This is a genomic window from Atlantibacter sp. RC6 (genome assembly GCF_014193285.1).
GTDB lineage: Bacteria > Pseudomonadota > Gammaproteobacteria > Enterobacterales > Enterobacteriaceae > Atlantibacter.
In genome coordinates this window covers 55,201-71,720 of record NZ_JACHZE010000005.1, presented here as the reverse complement: position 1 = coordinate 71,720, position 16,520 = coordinate 55,201, and the positions used below count along the sequence as shown (strand labels likewise).

14 protein-coding genes are annotated in these 16,520 nt (G+C 55.0%); all 14 read left to right on the top strand.

Annotated features, from left to right (window positions below; all coding sequences use genetic code 11):
• Positions 1 to 753 (top strand): colanic acid biosynthesis glycosyltransferase WcaE, encoded by a 753-nt coding sequence (gene wcaE / locus FHW74_RS12890; RefSeq protein ID WP_183170826.1) that lies wholly within the window; start codon positions 1 to 3, stop codon positions 751 to 753.
• Between the two features lie 110 nt (positions 754 to 863).
• Positions 864 to 1,451, top strand: a complete 588-nt coding sequence (gene wcaF / locus FHW74_RS12885) for a colanic acid biosynthesis acetyltransferase WcaF (protein WP_183170825.1) — start codon at positions 864 to 866, stop codon at positions 1,449 to 1,451.
• Positions 1,452 to 1,463: 12 nt separating this feature from the next.
• The gene (gene gmd / locus FHW74_RS12880; RefSeq protein WP_183170823.1) at positions 1,464 to 2,585 is read left to right on the top strand and encodes a GDP-mannose 4,6-dehydratase; all 1,122 of its coding nucleotides are present in this window, start codon (positions 1,464 to 1,466) and stop codon (positions 2,583 to 2,585) included.
• A 2-nt stretch (positions 2,586 to 2,587) separates the two neighbouring features.
• A complete protein-coding gene (locus tag FHW74_RS12875) occupies positions 2,588 to 3,553 on the top strand; it encodes a GDP-L-fucose synthase (RefSeq protein WP_183171014.1) in 966 nt (321 codons plus the stop codon).
• Between the two features lie 2 nt (positions 3,554 to 3,555).
• Positions 3,556 to 4,035 carry a GDP-mannose mannosyl hydrolase gene (locus FHW74_RS12870; RefSeq protein WP_183170821.1) on the top strand — a complete coding sequence of 160 codons (480 nt, stop codon included), beginning with the start codon at positions 3,556 to 3,558 and terminating at the stop codon, positions 4,033 to 4,035.
• On the top strand, positions 4,032 to 5,258 hold the full coding sequence (gene wcaI, locus FHW74_RS12865) for a colanic acid biosynthesis fucosyltransferase WcaI (RefSeq protein WP_183170819.1): 1,227 nt from the start codon (positions 4,032 to 4,034) through the stop codon (positions 5,256 to 5,258). The genes FHW74_RS12870 and wcaI overlap by 4 nt, the downstream gene beginning before the upstream one ends.
• Positions 5,255 to 6,697 (top strand): mannose-1-phosphate guanyltransferase, encoded by a 1,443-nt coding sequence (cpsB, locus tag FHW74_RS12860; protein ID WP_183170818.1) that lies wholly within the window; start codon positions 5,255 to 5,257, stop codon positions 6,695 to 6,697. Before wcaI ends, cpsB begins: the two co-directional genes overlap by 4 nt.
• 73 nt (positions 6,698 to 6,770) lie before the next feature.
• Positions 6,771 to 8,147, top strand: a complete 1,377-nt coding sequence (cpsG, locus tag FHW74_RS12855) for a phosphomannomutase CpsG (RefSeq protein WP_183170817.1) — start codon at positions 6,771 to 6,773, stop codon at positions 8,145 to 8,147.
• Positions 8,148 to 8,216: 69 nt separating this feature from the next.
• Entirely contained in the window at positions 8,217 to 9,611 is a 1,395-nt protein-coding gene (gene wcaJ / locus FHW74_RS12850; protein ID WP_183170816.1) for an undecaprenyl-phosphate glucose phosphotransferase, read from the top strand.
• A 9-nt stretch (positions 9,612 to 9,620) separates the two neighbouring features.
• Positions 9,621 to 11,099: an MOP flippase family protein gene (locus tag FHW74_RS12845; RefSeq protein WP_183170815.1), complete on the top strand. Its 1,479-nt coding sequence runs from the start codon at positions 9,621 to 9,623 to the stop codon at positions 11,097 to 11,099.
• Between the two features lie 36 nt (positions 11,100 to 11,135).
• A complete protein-coding gene (gene wcaK / locus FHW74_RS12840) occupies positions 11,136 to 12,416 on the top strand; it encodes a colanic acid biosynthesis pyruvyl transferase WcaK (protein ID WP_183170813.1) in 1,281 nt (426 codons plus the stop codon).
• The gene (gene wcaL / locus FHW74_RS12835) at positions 12,413 to 13,630 is read left to right on the top strand and encodes a colanic acid biosynthesis glycosyltransferase WcaL (RefSeq protein WP_183170812.1); all 1,218 of its coding nucleotides are present in this window, start codon (positions 12,413 to 12,415) and stop codon (positions 13,628 to 13,630) included. The genes wcaK and wcaL overlap by 4 nt, the downstream gene beginning before the upstream one ends.
• Before the next feature lie 15 nt (positions 13,631 to 13,645).
• Complete coding sequence (gene wcaM, locus FHW74_RS12830; protein ID WP_183170810.1) at positions 13,646 to 15,052, top strand: colanic acid biosynthesis protein WcaM; 1,407 nt, start codon at positions 13,646 to 13,648, stop codon at positions 15,050 to 15,052.
• Positions 15,053 to 15,232: 180 nt separating this feature from the next.
• The gene (gene galF, locus FHW74_RS12825) at positions 15,233 to 16,123 is read left to right on the top strand and encodes a UTP--glucose-1-phosphate uridylyltransferase GalF (RefSeq protein WP_183170809.1); all 891 of its coding nucleotides are present in this window, start codon (positions 15,233 to 15,235) and stop codon (positions 16,121 to 16,123) included.
• Positions 16,124 to 16,520 lie beyond the last annotated feature (397 nt).

The window sequence follows — 16,520 nt, the reverse complement described above, 5'->3', positions numbered from 1 at the left end:
ATGCGATTAAGCGTCATCACGGTGGCCTGGAAAAATCTTGCCGGGGTAGAAAAAACATGGCGATCGCTGGATTATCTGGCGGCCGATCCCACTATCGATTTTGAATGGATTGTGGTGGATGGCGGCTCCGCAGACGGCACTGAGGAATTTCTGAAAAACCTCCACGGGCAATATCAGTTACGCTACGTCAGCGAAAAAGATCGCGGTATATATGATGCCATGAATAAAGGTATTCAGCTCGCCAGCGGCGATTATGCGCTGTTTTTAAACTCCGGGGATGTGTTTCACCGCGATGTGGCGCAGTTCGTACGTCGTCTGGCAGCCATCCCCTCGCATAAACCGGCGATGGTGATTGGCGATGCGCTACTGGATTTTGGCAACGGTCATAAAACCCGCCGCAGCGCCAAAAAGGGCTGGTATATCTATCACAGCTTACCGGCCAGCCATCAGGCGATATTTTTCCCCATGCAGGGATTAAAATCTCACCCTTACGATCTGCAATATAAAGTTTCGTCCGATTATGCGCTGGCGGCAAAACTGTATAAAGCGGGCTATCCCTTTAAACGTCTTGAGGGTTTAGTGTCGGAGTTTTCAATGGGCGGCGTTTCCACCTCCAATAATCTGGAGTTATGCCGGGACGCGAAAAACGTTCAGCGCACTATTTTAGGCGTCCCCGGTTTTTGGGCTGAGCTTTCTTACTGGTTAAGAGTACGTACCACCGGTAAAACCAAAGCGCTTTATCAAAAAAGTTAATTTTATTTAAGCGGTGATAATTAAATTTACGCTCTTTTTGGGGCGGAGGTATGTGCATCCTGAATTTAAAAGTTTCCGCGCGTTATTGAAATAAAATATAAGGAGATCCGATGCAAGAATTAAGAGGATTCTCGGTTCCAAAAAATTTCCGCGGCGGGCATCCTGTTAAAGTTCAATTATGGTGGGCGGTACAGAAAACATTATTTTGCTGGTCGCCGCAAATAGCCTATCGCTGGCGCGCTTTTTTATTACGACTGTTTGGCGCGCAAGTGGGTAAAGGGGTAGTGATTCGCCCGACGGTAAAAATTACCTATCCGTGGAAATTAACGCTGGGTGATTATGCATGGATAGGCGACGATGCCGTGTTATATACCCTGGGCGATATTACCATCGGCGCGAATGCGGTTATTTCCCAGCGAAGTTATTTATGTACCGGCAGCCATGATTATTTGAGCGCGCATTTCGATATTTATGCCAAACCGATTGTGATCGGCGAGAAATGCTGGCTGGCAACCGATGTGTTTGTCGCACCCGGCGTGTCGATTGGCGAGGGCACCGTGGTCGGTGCGCGGAGCAGCGTATTTAAATCGTTACCCGGCAACGTCATTTGCCGCGGTAATCCGGCGGAAATTATTCGTCAGCGTGTAGAAACCGAAAATAGCAGTCTGGCAAGCCAGACAACGCCTGATTCAAACTGAGGAAAATCAATTATGAGTAAAGTGGCTCTCATTACCGGTGTGACCGGGCAAGATGGTTCCTATCTGGCCGAGCTGTTGCTGGAAAAGGGTTACGAAGTTCACGGCATCAAGCGCCGCGCTTCTTCTTTCAATACCGAACGCGTGGACCACATTTATCAGGATCCGCACGCCAGCAACCCAAAATTCCATTTGCACTACGGCGATCTGACGGATACCTCCAACCTGACGCGAATTCTGCAGGAAGTGCAGCCGGATGAAGTCTACAACCTGGGGGCGATGAGCCACGTGGCGGTCTCTTTTGAATCGCCGGAATACACCGCCGATGTGGATGCCATTGGCACGCTGCGCCTGTTAGAAGCGATCCGTTTTTTGGGGCTGGAAAAGAAAACGCGCTTCTACCAGGCATCGACCTCTGAGCTGTATGGCCTGGTGCAGGAGATCCCACAGAAAGAGACCACGCCGTTCTATCCGCGCTCGCCGTATGCGGTCGCTAAACTGTACGCCTACTGGATCACCGTCAACTACCGCGAATCCTACGGCATGTACGCCTGCAACGGCATTCTCTTTAACCACGAATCCCCGCGCCGCGGCGAAACCTTCGTGACCCGTAAAATCACCCGCGCCATCGCCAACATCGCCCAGGGCCTCGATTCCTGCCTGTATCTCGGCAACATGGACTCCCTGCGCGACTGGGGCCACGCCAAAGACTACGTGAAAATGCAGTGGATGATGCTGCAACAGGAGCAGCCGGAAGATTTCGTGATCGCCACCGGCGTGCAGTATTCGGTGCGCGAATTCGTAGAGATGGCCGCCGCGCAGCTCGGCATCAAACTGCGTTTTGAAGGTAAGGGCGTGGAGGAGAAAGGCATTGTGGTCTCGGTAACCGGCCATGATGCCCCAGGCGTGAAGCCGGGCGATGTGATTATTGCCGTCGATCCGCGCTATTTCCGTCCTGCGGAAGTGGAAACCCTGCTGGGCGACCCGACCAAAGCCCACGAGAAGCTGGGCTGGAAGCCGGAAACTACCTTGCAGGAGATGGTCTCCGAGATGGTGGCGAAAGATCTGGAAGCCGCCAGGAAGCACTCGTTGCTGAAATCCCATGGCTATGAGGTCGCCATCGCGCTGGAGTCCTGATGATGAAAAAACAGCGTATTTTTGTGGCGGGCCATCAGGGGATGGTGGGCTCCGCCCTGGTTCGCCAGCTCAGCCAGCGTAACGACGTGGAACTGGTGCTGCGCACTCGCCAGCAGCTCGATTTACTCGACAGCCGCGCCGTGGACGCGTTCTTTGCAGACGCATCCATTGACCAGGTCTACCTTGCCGCCGCCAAAGTGGGCGGCATTGAGGCCAACAATCGTTATCCGGCGGACTTCATTTATCAAAATATGATGATGGAGAGCAACGTGATCCACGCGGCGCACACCCACGGCGTAAATAAGCTGCTGTTCCTCGGTTCGTCCTGCATCTATCCGAAGCTGGCTAATCAACCGATGAAGGAAAGCGAGCTGTTACAGGGAACGCTGGAGCCCACCAATGAGCCGTACGCCATCGCCAAAATCGCGGGGATCAAACTGTGCGAATCCTATAACCGCCAGTATGGCCGTGGTTACCGCTCGGTGATGCCGACCAATCTGTATGGGCCGAACGATAACTTCCATCCCAGTAATTCTCATGTGATCCCGGCGTTGCTGCGCCGTTTCCATGAAGCCACCGTCGGCAACGCGCCGGACGTGGTGGTGTGGGGCAGCGGCACGCCGATGCGCGAGTTCCTGCACGTGGATGATATGGCCGCCGCCAGCATTCATGTGATGGAACTGGCGAAAGAGGTGTGGGAAGAGAATACCGAACCGATGCTGTCGCATATTAACGTCGGCACTGGGGTGGACTGCACCATCCGCGAGCTGGCGCAGACGCTGGCGCAGGTCACGGGCTATCGCGGACGGGTGGTGTTCGACGCCACCAAACCCGACGGCACGCCGCGCAAACTGCTGGATGTCACCCGTCTGCACAGCCTCGGCTGGTTCCATGAGGTGTCGCTGGAGCAGGGCCTGGCCAGCACCTATCAGTGGTTCCTTGAAAACCAGCAGCGGTTCCGGGGGTAGGCATGTATCTCAGCCATCAAGATTTTGCCACGGTGGTGCGTTCAACTCCGTTAATTTCGCTGGATTTAATCGTGGAAAACGAAAACGGCGAGTTTTTAGTGGGTAAACGCACCAATCGCCCGGCACAGGGCTACTGGTTTGTGCCGGGCGGGCGCGTTCAGAAGGATGAAACGCTCGACCAGGCCTTTACGCGCCTGACACTGGCGGAGCTGGGGCAGGGTTTTCGCCGTAGCGACGCGCAGTTTTACGGCGTCTGGCAGCATTTCTACCAGGACAGCTTTGCGGGCGAGGGGTTTTCGACCCATTACGTGGTGCTGGGGTTCCGTCTGCGGGTTCAGGCGAACCAGTTAGTGCTGCCGGACGATCAGCACAACGCTTATTGCTGGCTGAAACCCGCCACACTGGTTGCCGATGAGCAGGTGCATCACAACACCCGCGCTTACTTCGACGCCACCCTTCAGGCCGGAGTACCCGGATTATGAAAATTCTGGTGTACGGCATCAATTACTCCCCGGAATTAACCGGCATCGGTAAATACACCGGCGAGATGGTGGAGTGGATGACGCGTCAGGGGCATGACGTGCGCGTCATTACCGCGCCGCCGTACTACCCGGCCTGGCAGGTGGGAGAAAATTACTCCGCCTGGCGCTGGCGCAAAGAAACCGGCGCGGCCACGGTGTGGCGCTGCCCGCTGTATGTGCCGAAACAGCCCTCCACGGTGAAGCGGCTGGTGCATCTCGGCAGTTTTGCGCTCAGCTCGCTGTTCCCGCTGCTGTCCCAGCGCCGCTGGAAGCCCGACCGCATCATCGGCGTGGTGCCGACGCTGTTTTGCACGCCGGGTATGCGGCTGCTGGCAAAACTCTCCGGGGCGAAAACCCTGTTGCATATTCAGGATTATGAAGTCGACGCCATGCTGGGGCTCGGCATGGCGGGAGGTAAACGCGGCGCGGTGGCGAAGCTGGCGGCGGCGTTTGAGCGCAGCGGCCTGCTGGGTGTGGATAACGTCTCGACCATTTCCCGCTCGATGATCAACAAAGCGACGGAGAAAGGCGTGCCACCCGAGCGCACCATTTTTTTCCCTAACTGGTCAGAAGTGGCGCGCTTTCGCGATGTACCTGGCGCTGACGTGGCGGCGCTGCGCGCACGGCTGGGCCTGCCGGCGGATAAAAAAATAGTCCTTTACTCCGGCAACATCGGCGAGAAGCAGGGGCTGGAGAACCTGATTGAGGTGGCGGATCGCGCCCGCACGCAGCCGTGGCTGTTTTTAATTGTCGGGCAGGGCGGCGGTAAGGCCCGGCTGGAGGCGCTGGCCGCCCAGCGCGGGCTCACTAACGTGCAGTTTTTGCCGCTACAGCCGTATGAGGATTTGCCGGCGCTGCTGGCGCTAGCCGACTGCCATCTGGTGATCCAACGGCGCGGCGCGGCGGATGCGGTATTGCCCTCGAAGTTAACCAACATTCTGGCGGTGGGCGGCAATGCGGTGATCACCGCCGAACCGAATACCGAACTGGGCCAGCTTTGCCAGACCACGCCTGGCATTGCCGTTTGCGTGGAGCCGGAATCGGTGGATGCGCTGGAGCAGGGCATCGCAAGCGCATTACAGATGCCGGAAAACAACACGGTGGCACGTGAATATGCCGAACGCACGCTCGAAAAGGAGAACGTGCTAAGCCAGTTTATTGCCGATATTGGAGTTAACCCATGAGTCATTCCACGCTCTTTCCCGTCATTATGGCGGGTGGTTCCGGCAGCCGCCTGTGGCCACTTTCCCGCGTGCTGTACCCGAAACAGTTCCTGTGCCTGAAAGGGGAACTTACCATGTTACAGGCGACAATTTGCCGGCTCGATGGCGTGCAGTGCGAAAGCCCGGTGGTGATCTGCAACGAGCAGCACCGTTTTATCGTCGCCGAGCAGTTGCGCAAGCTGAACAAGCTCACCGAAAACATCATTCTTGAACCTGCCGGACGCAATACCGCGCCCGCCATCGCCCTTGCGGCACTGGCGGCGAAACGGCGTAATCCGGATAACGATCCGCTGATGCTGGTGCTGGCCGCCGACCATGTGATCGAAGACGAAGAGGCGTTTCGTGGCGCGGTGCGCGCGGCGATGCCATTTGCTTTGCAGGGCAAACTGGTGACTTTCGGCATCGTGCCGGATCAGCCGGAAACCGGCTACGGCTACATTCGCCGCGGCGAGGTCATCAACCCTGGCGCAGCGGCCGATGCGGTGGCGTTTACCGTTGCCGAATTTGTCGAAAAACCAGACCTCGACACGGCGCAGCGTTATGTGTCCAGCGCGGAGTATTACTGGAACAGCGGCATGTTTTTATTCCGCGCAGGCCGCTATCTGGAAGAGTTAGCCAAATTCCGTCCAGATATCCTCGATGCCTGCGAAAACGCCATGAACGTTATGGATCCGGATCTCGATTTTATTCGCGTGGATGAAGCGGCGTTTCTGGCCTGCCCGGAAGAGTCCATTGACTACGCGGTGATGGAGCGCACCGCCGATGCGGTCGTAGTGCCGATGGATGCCGGATGGAGCGACGTCGGCTCCTGGTCATCTCTGTGGGAGATCAGCAACCGTACCCCGGAAGGCAATGTCCATCACGGCGATGTGATCAGCCACCAGACCGAGAACAGTTATGTGTACGCCGAGTCCGGGTTGGTTACCACGGTAGGCGTTAAAGATCTGGTGGTGGTGCAGACCAAAGACGCGGTACTGATTGCCGACCGCAATCAGGTTCAGGATGTAAAAAAAGTGGTGGAGCAGATTAAAGCCGAAGGCCGCCATGAACACCATATTCACCGCGAAGTTTACCGCCCGTGGGGCAAATATGACTCCATCGACGAGGGCGAACGTTACCAGGTGAAGCGCATCAGCGTGAAGCCCGGCGAGGGCCTGTCATTACAGATGCATCACCATCGCGCCGAGCACTGGATCGTGGTGGCGGGTACCGCCAAAGTCACCATCAATGACGAGATCAAACTGCTCGGCGAAAACGAGTCAATTTACATTCCCCTTGGCGCGACCCACTGCCTGGAGAACCCGGGAAAAATTCCTCTCGACCTGATTGAGGTACGTTCAGGGTCGTATCTTGCCGAGGACGATGTGGTGCGTTTCGAGGATCGCTACGGGCGCGTCTAAGCCCTGATTCACAGAGAAAAATTTATGGCTGTTTCCCGGCCAGGGCTGACTGTTGCCTGAAAACGAGGTCATCATGGAAAAATTAACCTGTTTTAAAGCCTACGATATTCGCGGAAAACTGGATGTTGAGCTGAATGAAGCGATAGCGGCCCGTATTGGCCGCGCCTTTGGCGAGTATCTGAAACCCAAAACCGTGGTAGTGGGCGGCGATGCGCGCCTGACCAGCGAGCCGCTTAAGCTGGCGCTGGCAAGCGGTTTGCAGGACGCGGGCGTCGACGTGCTGGATATCGGCATGGCGGGCACGGAAGAGATCTATTTCGCCACCTTCCATCTTAACGTGGGCGGCGGGATCGAAATTACCGCCAGCCACAACCCGATCGATTACAACGGCATGAAACTGGTGCGTGAAGGTGCGCGCCCGGTCAGCGGCGACAGCGGGTTGCGCGATATTCAGCGCCTTGCCGAAGCGAACGACTTTCCGCCGGTCAATCCCGAGGCGCGCGGCAACTATCAGAAAATCGATATTCGCGCGGCCTATCTCGATCACCTGTTGACCTATGTCGACGTTAAAAACTTCCAGCCGCGCACCCTGGTGATTAATTCCGGCAACGGGGCGGCGGGGCCAGTGATTGACGCGCTGGAAGCGCGTCTTCAGGCGCTGAATATTCCGCTGCGCTTTGTCAAAGTGCATAACACCCCGGACGGTCACTTTCCCAATGGCATTCCGAACCCTTTACTCCCCGAGTGCCGCGCCGATACCCGCGATGCGGTGATGCACCACGGCGCGGATATGGGCATTGCCTTCGACGGCGATTTTGACCGCTGCTTTTTATTCGATGAAAACGGGCAGTTTATCGAGGGTTATTACATTGTCGGCCTGTTGGCCCAGGCGTTTCTGGAAAAACACCCTGGCGCTAAGGTGATCCACGATCCGCGCCTGTCATGGAATACGGTGGATGTGGTCACCGAAGCGGGCGGCACCCCGGTGATGTCGAAAACCGGCCACGCGTTTATCAAAGAGCGGATGCGCGCCGAAGACGCTATCTACGGCGGTGAAATGAGCGCCCATCACTATTTCCGCGATTTTGCCTATTGCGACAGTGGAATGATCCCCTGGCTGCTGGTGACCGAGTTGCTGTGCACCAGCGGTAAAACGCTTTCCCAACTGGTCAGCGACCGTATGGCGGCGTTCCCGGCCAGCGGAGAAATCAATAACACCCTCGCTGAACCGGCCAGCGCCATCGCGCGCGTGAAAGATCATTTCGCGCCGCGCGCGCTGGAAGTCGACCACACCGATGGGATCAGCATGTCGTTCGCCGACTGGCGCTTTAACCTGCGCAGCTCCAACACCGAGCCGGTGGTACGCCTGAACGTAGAGTCGCGTGGCGATGCGGCGCTGATGCAGGCGCGAACGCGGGATATTCTGGCCTTGTTGAAGGCGGAAGGCTGAGAGCAGGGACGCAGGTCTGCCTGCGTCCCACTTTATTCCAGCGCGTAAGCGCGACTAACAGGACCAACGATGACAACTCTAAAAAAGCGCGAGCGAGCCAAAACAAATGCATCGTTAATCTCAATGGTGCAGCGGTTTTCTGATATCGCCATTATGTTTGGCGGCTTATGGATAATCTGCAAACTGAACGGCTTGCCCTTTTTATACATGTATTTATTGATTGCGCTGTTGACGCTGGTGGTGTTCCAGATGATCGGCGGGATCACGGACTTTTACCGCTCCTGGCGCGGCGTAAAAATCACCACCGAGCTGACGCTGCTGTTACAAAACTGGACGTTAAGCCTGGTATTCAGTGCCGGGCTGCTGGCCTTTAACGATGATTTTAATACCCGGTTCGCGGTGTGGTTCGCCTGGTATTTGCTGTCGAGCGTGGGGCTGCTGGTCTGCCGCTCCTGCATCCGCTTCGGCGCAGGTTGGCTGCGCAATCGCGGCTACAACACCCGTCGGGTCGCCATCGCCGGGACGCTACCGGTCGGTTTGGAACTGGTGCAAAGCTTCCAGAACGAGCCGTGGCTCGGTTTTGACGTGTCCGGTGTGTACCACGACCCGCAGCCGGGCGGCGTCTCGCAATACTGGGCCGGAAATCTGGAACAGCTGGTAGAGGACGCTAAAGCCGGCAAAATTCACAATATCTATATCGCCATGGCGATGAGCGATGAAGCGCGCATCAGGCAACTGGTGCGCCAGCTTTCCGACACGACCTGCTCGGTAATGCTGATCCCTGACGTGTTCACGTTCAATATCCTTCATTCGCGTACCGATGAGGTCAACGGCGTGCCGGTGGTGCCGCTGTTTGATACGCCGCTCAACGGCATTAACCGCCTGCTGAAGCGGGTAGAGGATATCGTGCTCGCTTCGCTGATCCTGCTGCTGATCTCGCCAGTGCTGTGCTGTATCGCCCTGGCGGTGAAAATGACCTCCAAAGGCCCGGTGATTTTCCGCCAGACCCGCTACGGCATGGACGGGAAGCCGATTATGGTGTGGAAGTTCCGCTCGATGAAGGTGATGGAGAACGCCGCAGTGGTCACTCAGGCCACCCAGAACGATCCGCGCGTAACCCCGGTGGGTAACTTCCTGCGCCGCACCTCGCTGGACGAGCTTCCGCAGTTTATCAATGTGCTGACCGGCAGTATGTCCATCGTCGGGCCGCGCCCGCACGCCGTGGCCCATAACGAACAGTATCGTGAACTGATTGAAGGCTACATGCTGCGCCATAAAGTAAAACCGGGCATCACCGGCTGGGCGCAAATCAACGGCTGGCGCGGCGAAACAGACACGCTGGAGAAAATGGAAAAGCGTATTGAGTTCGACCTGGAATACATCCGCGAATGGAGCCTGTGGTTCGATATCCGCATTGTTTTTCTCACAGTTTTTAAAGGCTTTGTGAATAAAGCCGCGTACTAAGGAAAGTCCATGAGCCTGAGAGAAAAAACCATTAGCGGGGCCAAGTGGTCGGCGATGTCCACCGTGGCGATTATTGCCCTGGGGCTGATCCAGATGACGCTGCTGGCGCGGCTGATGAATGAGCATCAGTTTGGTTTGCTGACTATTTCACTGGTGATTATCGCGCTGGCGGACACGCTGTCGGATTTTGGCATCGCCAATTCCATTATTCAGCGTAAAAACATCACCCGGCTGGAGCTGTCCACTCTCTACTGGCTGAATGTTGGCCTCGGATGGGCCGTGTGCGCGGGCGTGTTCCTGCTCAGCGACACCCTGGCCGTTGTGCTGCGCAACCCTGATCTGGCGCCGCTGATTAAAACGCTGTCGCTGGCGTTTATCGTCATCCCCCACGGTTTACAGTACCGCGCGCTGATGCAGAAAGAGCTGGAGTTCAACAAAATTGGCCTGATCGAAACCTGCTCGGTGCTGGCCGGTTTTGGCGTCACCACTCTCGGCGCCTGGTTCTGGCCCAACGCCATGATGGCGATTATCGGTTACCTGGTGAACTCGTTGGTCCGCACGACGCTGTTTGGTTTTGTTGGCCGCAACATTTACCGTCCAGGCTTCCAGTTCTCTCTGCGCGCCGTGGCGCCTAACCTGAAATTCGGCGCATGGCTTACCGCTGATAGCCTGATTAATTATCTCAACACCAATCTGTCGACCCTGGTGCTGGCGCGGATTTTAGGCGCAGCGGCGGCAGGGGGCTTTAACCTGGCCTGGAATCTGGCGGTAGTGCCTCCCGCCAAGTTAAACCCCATTATTACCCGGGTGCTGTTTCCCGCCTTCGCCAAAATGCAGGAGGACACCGTTCGGCTGCGGGTCAATTTTTATAAGCTGATCTCGCTGGTGGGGATTATCAATTTCCCGGCTCTGCTGGGGCTGTTAGTGGTTTCCGAACGCGTGGTGCCGCTGCTGTTTGGCGAAAAATGGCTTGAAGTCGTGCCGGTGTTGCAACTGCTGTGCGTGGTGGGACTGTTGCGCGCCGTGGGCAACCCGGTCGGCTCACTGCTGATGGCGACGTCGCGCGTGGATCTCAGTTTTAAATTCAACGTGTTTAAAACCTTTCTGTTTATTCCGGCGATCATTGTCGGAGGCAAAATGAACGGCGTTATCGGCGTGACGCTGGGCTTTTTGATCATCCAGAGCATTAACGTTTTCCTGACCTATTTTGTGCTGCTCAAACCGGTACTGGGCCCCAGCTACCGGGAGTATTTATCCAGCCTGTGGCTGCCGTTGCGTTTGGTCATTCCCACCGTTGCGGCAAGCTACTTTACCGGGATTTTGCTTGCGCCCCACTGGCCGCCCGTGATGGTGCTCGCCGCGCAAATCATGGCGGGCGTTGTGGTCTATGCGTTGACCATCGCGCTGTCCCGCCATCCGCTGGTTGTTGAAGTAAAACGCCCTTTTTGTCGCAACAAAACACTCAAAGTGCTGCTGCGTGCAGGCTGACGTCTGGCCTGCATACAACCCCATTAAGAGGTCTTTATGAAGTTATTAATTCTTGGCAATCATACTTGTGGAAACCGTGGCGACAGCGCAATTCTGCGCGGCCTCGTGGATGCCATTACCCGGCTCGCGCCGGACGCGGATGTAGACGTGATGAGCCGCTACCCGGTGAGTTCCGCCTGGCTGTTGGACCGCCCGGTGCTGAGCGATCCGCTGCATCAGCAGATGAAGCGCCATAACAGAGCGACGGGGTTGATGGGGAAAGTAAAAAAGGTACTGCGTCGTCGCTATCAGCACCAGGTATTACTGTCCAAAGCCTCCGGGGACGGGCAACTGCGCAATATCGCGATTCCGCAGGGGTTTTTAAATTTTGTCAAACAGTTGGCGCAGTACGACGCGATTATTCAGGTTGGCGGGTCGTTCTTCGTCGATTTGTACGGAACGCCGCAGTTTGAACACGCGCTGTGTACGTTTATGGCCAACAAGCCGTTGTTTATTGTCGGCCACAGCGTAGGACCTTTTCACGATCCGCAGTTTAATCAGCTCGCCAACTATGTGTTTGGCCAGTGCGACGCGCTCATCTTGCGTGAAAAGGTGTCGTTGGATCTGATGACACAAAGCCAAATCAACAGCCAAAAAGTCGAACAGGGCGTGGATACCGCCTGGCTGGTCGCACCGCACGAAGAGGATTTTGTCCCCAGCTATGCGGTCAAGCACTGGCTGGGCGTGGCGGCGCAGCAAAAAACGGTCGCTATTACGCTGCGCGACTTAGCACCCTTTGATAAGCGGCTTGGCACCACGCAACAAGCTTATGAACAGGCGTTTGCCGGGGTCGTGAATCGGCTGATCGACGCCGGGTATCAGGTGCTGGCGCTGTCAACCTGTACCGGTATCGACAGCTACAACAAAGACGACCGGATGGTGGCGCTGAAATTGCGGGCATTGATTAAGGACGCCTCGCGCTATCACGTGGTGATGGATGAACTGAACGACCTTGAGATGGGCAAACTGCTTGCGGCCTGCGAGCTCACCGTCGGTACCCGCCTGCATTCGGCGATTATCTCCATGAATTTCGGCACGCCCGCCATCGCCGTCAATTACGAGCATAAATCAGCAGGCATTATGCAGCAGTTGGGTATGCCAGAAATGGCGGTGGATATCCGTCAGTTGCTGGATGGCTCGCTGGAAGGGCTGGTGGCCGATACCTTAGGCCAGTTGCCGGCAATTAATGAGCGGCTTAACAATGCGGTGGCCGCGGAACGCGCCAGGGGGATCAGTATGGTGCAATCGGTGCTGGCGCGTATTGAGGAGAAAGCATGAAGGTCGGCTTCTTTTTACTGAAATTCCCGGTGGCCTCGGAAACCTTTGTCCTTAACCAGATTGTCGGTTTTATCCGGATGGGCTATGAGGTAGAGATCGTGGCTATCCATAAAGGGGATTTGCAACACACCCATGCGGCATTTGAACAGTATCAGCTGGCGAACAAAACCACCTGGCTGCTGGATGAGCCAGAAGGTAAGGTCAATAAGCTGAAGTATCGCGCTTTCCGGACGGCCAAAGGATTGCATCGTCCGTCGGTATGGCGTGCCATGAATATAGCGCGCTATGGCGATGAAGCCCGCAACCTGATCTTGTCCGCCATCTGCGCAGGTGCGCGACGCCATCAGGCGGATGTGTTTATCGCCCATTTTGGGCCGGCAGGCGTCACCGCCGCGAAGCTACGCGAACTGGGGCTGCTGGAAGGAAAAATCGCCACCGTGTTTCACGGGATCGACGTTTCACATCGCCAGGTGCTTGAGCATTACACCCCGGAATATCAAAAGCTCTTTAAACGCGGCGACATGATGCTGCCCATTAGCGAACTTTGGGCAAAACGACTGGCGGCGATGGGGTGCCCGCAGGAGAAACTGGCCGTGTCGCGTATGGGCGTGGATATGGATAATTTCACGCTGCGCCCGGCTAAAACGCCGGGCTCGCCGCTACAGATCGTGTCCGTCGCGCGGTTAACAGAAAAGAAAGGGCTGCATGTGGCGATTGAAGCCTGCCGCCAGTTGAAAGCGCGCGGCGTAGCTTTTCGCTATCACATTCTGGGGATTGGCCCGTGGGAGCGCAGACTGCGCACCCTGATCGAGCAGTATCAGCTTGAAAACGAGATCGTGATGCCGGGATTTAAGCCCAGCCATGAGGTCAAAGCGATGTTGAATGACGCCGATCTCTTTTTACTGCCCTCCGTGACCGGCGCTGACGGCGATATGGAAGGGATCCCGGTGGCGTTAATGGAGGCGATGGCGGTAGGCATACCCGTTATTTCGACTTTACACAGCGGCATCCCGGAACTGATTGAGAGCGAACACTCCGGCTGGCTGGTGCCGGAAAACGACGCCCAGGCGCTGGCAGACAGGCTCGAACATGTCTCCCGTCTGAATGAAGCGCAACTCGAACCGTTGCGTCAGCGCGCGCGGCAAAAAGTTGAAAGCACCTTCAATCAGCAGGTTATTGATCAAAGACTGGCGAGCTTGCTTCAGGCGCTGTAACCACGTTGAGGATCTATGGGCAACGACAACACCTTTTCACGACGCACCTTCCTGAAAGCCACAAGCACTGTGGCGCTTCTTCCCCTTCTGAATCATCCTGCCGCCCGGGCGCTTGAACAACGCAGCGCCGTAAACGTTAAGCAATTCTTTAAAACCGACTGGCCTGACGCGTTTAATCGTGCCTTTAAGGCTGCGCCCGTGGTGGAAGTGCCACAGCAATTGGTCTGCGATAACGTAAACAGCGCTATTTTTATGCCGCCGGGCAGCAAGCTGTTAATCAAAGGACGTATTGAGGGCAATGGGAAAGGGCGATTTGTTGTGGGCGAACAGTGCCAGGTATCAGGCGAAGGCGGCGGGACCCTTCACAACATCATGCTTGATATTCGCGGCTCCGACTGCAAGCTCGATAATCTCGATATGAGCGGATATGGCCCGGTGGCGTTAATTTTGATCGACAAACATGCCCCGAAATCGATGCGTAATTTGTCCATTGACCGCCTGCACGCGCATGATGCGAACTACGGCATTCTGCGCCAGGGATTCCACAATAAAATCGAGGGCGTGCGGATTACAAACGGTCATTTTAGCCGCTTGCAGGGTGACGCCATCGAATGGAACGTCGCTATCAACGATCGTGATTTACTCATTTCTGACCATATTGTTGAGGATATCAACTGCACCAATGGCAAAATCAACTGGGGGATTGGCATTGGTCTGGCGGGAAGTACCTACGACAATGACTATCCTGAGGATCAGGCGGTTAAACATTTTGTGGTGGCGAATATTACCGGGAAAAATTGCCGACAATTAGTCCATGTCGAAAACGGCAAACATTTTGTTATACGTAATATATCTGCTCAAAATATTACCCCGGATTTCAGTAAGAGCGCGGGTATTGATAACGCAACGGTGGCCATATATGGTTGTGACAATTTTACTCTCGACAATATCACCATGACCAATAGCGCCGGAATGTTAATTGGCTATGGCGTTGTGAAAGGTAAATATTTGTCAATTCCGCAAAATTTCAGGCTGAATAATGTGCGCCTGGATAATCAGCACAGCGCGAGAAAATTGCGCGGCATACAAATATCGTCCGGGAATGCCACGTCATTCGTTTCCGTGACCAAACTTGACCTGAAAGCCGCTTCGCTGGAAATCCACAATAAGCCACAGCATCTATTCTTGCGCGATATCAACATAATGCAAGATACGCGCCGTGGGCCCGCGCTTAAGCTACACTTCGATTTGCGCAAGGATGTTCGCGGGCGGTTTATGGCGCGGGAAGAGACATTACTTTCGCTGCGTAATATTAACGCAGTTAACGAACAGGGCCAGGCTTCAGTGGAAATTGACCGAATCGATCATAAATATATCAATGTTTCATCAGTCAATTTTCCTGTGCCAAAACAAACAACATAGCGGGAAACATCGCCACTTTACGATTATTCCTGGCCACAACTGTCCATTTATAAGCTTTTTTACGTTTCAAGCCTGAGAGGGGAGCGGTAGAATTGGCCGTTCGTTTCGCTTAACAAAACGTGCTGGCGTCGGGGCGCGAAAAGACTATAATTCATCGACCATTTTGAGGTGGGATTGATAATGATTAATTTGAAAGCAGTAATTCCGGTTGCCGGTCTGGGCATGCATATGTTGCCTGCCACCAAAGCGATTCCGAAAGAGATGCTTCCTATCGTCGATAAGCCAATGATCCAGTATATCGTCGACGAAATCGTGGCTGCGGGTATCAAAGAGATCGTCCTGGTGACGCACTCTTCTAAAAACGCGGTTGAAAACCACTTCGATACTTCTTATGAACTCGAAGCCCTGCTGGAACAGCGTGTTAAGCGCCAGCTGCTGGCTGAAGTCAAATCTATCTGTCCGCCGGGCGTGACCATTATGAACGTTCGCCAGGCGCAACCGCTGGGGTTGGGGCACTCTATTCTTTGTGCTCAACCTATCGTCGGCAATAATCCGTTTGTTGTGGTGTTACCGGATATTGTACTGGATGATGCATCTGCCGATCCGTTACGCTACAACCTTGCCGCAATGGTGGCGCGTTTCCAGGAAACCGGTCGCAGCCAGGTGCTGGCGAAGCGTATGGAAGGCGACCTGTCTGAATACTCCGTCATTACCACCCAGGAGCCGCTTGATACGGAAGGTAAAGTGGCACGTATCGTCGATTTCATCGAAAAACCCGATCAGCCGCAGACGCTGGCATCTGATGTAATGGCGGTAGGCCGTTATGTGTTGTCGGCTGATATCTGGGCTGAACTCGAGCGCACGGAACCCGGTGCCTGGGGACGTGTTCAATTGACCGACGCTATCGCCGCGTTGAACAAAAACCAACCGGTTGAAGCAATGTTAATGACGGGCGAAAGCTACGACTGCGGTAAGAAAATGGGTTACATGCAGGCGTTTGTCAACTATGGTCTTCGTAACCTGAAAGAAGGTCAAAAATTTAGGGAAAGCATAAAGAAGATGCTGTCATAATCGGCATTCTTCGTTTAAAAGAGAACGGTTGCAGATAAATGTTTGCTGCAGCCGTTCATTATTTATACGACACGAGTAACGGTTTGGCTTATTTGATGAGTGATCAACAACTAAGTTAAAATTTGAAGTTATGCTGCTATTAGAAGTATTTATGGTCCTTAAATGAAATCTGTCATATCTCCGCAAAAAAATGTTCTATCCTATCGCTGTCACTTTTCAGCAGGTGCAGTGCACTTCGTAAAAAATTTCTGACTCTCATTTTCCTTACCGCGTCAATCGCCGGATGGGATGAATCGCCAGTAACTTTTACCAAGAGTACTAACAAACAATGAAGCCGTACGCGCTCTGGTTGCGATAGCCAGGGGCGGTAGCGTACCTAATCATTGCCGTTGAAGTT